We start from the raw sequence: 2,387 nt of genomic DNA, 5'->3' as shown, positions 1-2,387 counted from the left end.
TCCACGCCATGCGTGGATGGGACGTTCCTTCCCTACCACCCGTCACTTGTAGAAATCGCTCCGCCCACCGGGCTGGCGTTTGAAACGGCGATGGATCCACAGGTACTGGTCCGGTGCCTCGCGCACCATCTCTTCGATGGCCTGGTTGACCCGCGCGGTATCGGCCTCGACGTCTTCGCTGGGGAAATTCTCCAGCGGCGCACCAATCTTCAGGAAGTATTTCCCGCCTTCGCGGCGATGGAAGTAGGGGATGACCGCACAACCGGTCATCCGCGCCAGCTGGTGGGTTGCGGTGATGGTTGATGCGGTGTGGCCGAAGAACGGCACGAACACGGTGTCCTTGCCGCGCATGTCCTGGTCGGGCGCGTACCAGAGGAAGCCGCCCTTCTTCAGGTGGCGCACCGTCGCGCGGATGTCCTCGTTGGCGTACATCGCCTTGGCGTAGCGCAGGCGGCCGAACTTCACCGCCCACTCGTACACCGGGTTCTTGTGCTTGCGGTACATGCCCGACAGGTCGACGTGGTCGCACAGCAGGCGGCCGCACATCTCCAGGGTCATGAAGTGGCCCGAAACCAGCAGCACGCCGCGGCCTTCGGCCTGCATCTGCTTGAGGTGTTCCAGCCCTTCGATGTGGACCTGCGGGCGGATGCTGTCGATGCTGCCCCACCAGGAGCGCGCGCATTCGAAGATGCCGACGCCCAGCGCATCGAAGCTGTCGCGCACCAGGCGCTTGCGCCAGGCCTCGTCCTTCTCGGGGAAGCACAGCTTGAGGTTGACCTCGGCGGCATGGCGGCGGCTGCCGGCCAGGCGCCAGGCGATCGAGCCGACCCCGCGGCCGAGCGCGCGCTGCAGCATCCACGGCAGCCGGGCGATCCCGAAGGCAGTGAACATGACGGCAAACATCGGCCAGTTGCGTGGATCACGCAGCGACGGACGGACGGCGGTGGTGGCATCGGACATGCCGCCATTCTACCAACCCGGCCGCGTGTCTTTCCCGGGGGGCTCCCGTATCCTTGCCGCATGCGTAAAGACCCTGTCGAATGGATCCTGCGTGGCCTGTACTCGGCCGTGCTGTACCTCCTGCTGCCGATCACCGTGTACCACCTGGTCTGGCGCGGCTTCCGGGTCCGTGAATACTTCCGGCGCTGGGATGAACGGTATGCGTCCTATCCGCAGCCGAGCGGCCAGCCGCGGGTCTGGCTGCATGCGGTCTCGGTGGGCGAGGTCAACGCCGCTGCGCCGCTGGTCAATGCGCTGCGCGAGCAGCGGCCGGATATCCGCTGGGTCATCACCACCATCACCCCGACCGGCTCGGAACGGGTGCGCGCGCTGTGGGGCGATGCGCTGGACCACGTGTACCTGCCGTACGACGTGCCGGGCAGCGTCAACCGTTTCCTGGGGCACTTCCAGCCCAGCCTGGCGCTGATCCTGGAAACCGAGCTGTGGCCGAACATGCTGTTCGGTTGCCGCGACCGTCGCATTCCGGTCTACATCCTCAATGCGCGCCTGTCGGCCCGATCGCTGCGCGGCTACCGCGTGCTGGCGGCGTTGATCCGGCGTGMGCTGCGCACGGTCACCTGCGTGGCCGCACAGTCGCAGGATGACGCTGCGCGGTTCGTGCAGTTGGGCGCGGCGCCGGAACAGGTGCAGGCACTGGGCAACCTGAAGTTCGACATCGCCACGCCGGACGTGCAGCCCTTCATCGAACAGTTCCATGCCCATGTGCCTGCCACGCGCCCGGTGTGGATCGCGGCCAGCACACATGACGGCGAAGAGCAGGCAGTGATCGACCTGCACCGCCGCCTGCGCCAGCAGCATCCGGACCTGCTGCTGCTGTGGGCGCCGCGGCACCCGGAGCGCTTCCCCAAGGTGGAGGCGCTGGCCCGCGAGCAGGGCTGGAGCGTGGCGACGCGGCGCGCGCAGCAGTGGCCAGCGGCAGGCAGCGATGTATTCGTCATCGACACGCTGGGCGAACTGATGCCGTTCTATGGCTGCGCCCAGGTCGCTTTCGTCGGGGGCAGCCTGCAGGCCATCGGCGGCCACAACCTGCTGGAGCCTGCGGCAATGGGCACCGCAGCGGTGACTGGCCCGCACCTGCACAACTTCGCCGAGATCTCGCGGCGCATGCGTGAGGCCGGCGCACTGCTGATCGGTGAGGACGTGCAGGCGGTGGGTGATCTGCTGCTGCACCTGCTCGACGACGCGCAGGCGCGTGAGGACATGGCCCGCGCGGGTTGCACGCTGGTCAGCAATGGTCGCGGCGCGCTGCAACGGACGCTGCAGCTGGTGGCTCCGCATTTGCCGCCTCCGCTGGCCTGAGCCCGCGTGTTGCCGCCAGGCGTCTTCCCAGGTGGCTCTGTCGTGATCGCCTGCATTAAGTCTGCTTG

Annotated in this window: 2 protein-coding genes; one reads left to right on the top strand and one right to left on the bottom strand. The window is 67.4% G+C overall.

Translation table 11 applies throughout. The annotated features are described in order from the left end of the window. Positions 1-42 precede the first annotated feature (42 nt). Positions 43-960 (bottom strand): LpxL/LpxP family Kdo(2)-lipid IV(A) lauroyl/palmitoleoyl acyltransferase, encoded by a 918-nt coding sequence (locus tag AB4Y84_RS19480; RefSeq protein ID WP_229979791.1) that lies wholly within the window; start codon positions 958-960, stop codon positions 43-45. A gap of 60 nt (positions 961-1,020) precedes the next feature. On the opposite strand from AB4Y84_RS19480, the gene waaA reads away from it, so the two are divergent. Further along, positions 1,021-2,319 carry a lipid IV(A) 3-deoxy-D-manno-octulosonic acid transferase gene (waaA, locus tag AB4Y84_RS19475; protein ID WP_442250707.1) on the top strand — a complete coding sequence of 433 codons (1,299 nt, stop codon included), beginning with the start codon at positions 1,021-1,023 and terminating at the stop codon, positions 2,317-2,319. Positions 2,320-2,387 lie beyond the last annotated feature (68 nt).

The sequence above is a fragment of the Stenotrophomonas sp. 2YAF22 genome (assembly GCF_052114665.1).
GTDB classification, from domain to species: domain Bacteria; phylum Pseudomonadota; class Gammaproteobacteria; order Xanthomonadales; family Xanthomonadaceae; genus Stenotrophomonas; species Stenotrophomonas indicatrix.
The sequence above is the reverse complement of the archived record's forward strand: the minus strand, read 5'-3'. Positions and strand labels throughout refer to the sequence as shown.

Coding starts and splice junctions, on each gene's coding strand:
- AB4Y84_RS19480 (WP_229979791.1), bottom strand. CDS start 960: ATGTCCGATGCCACCACCGCCGTCCGTCCGTCGCTGCGTGATCCACGC.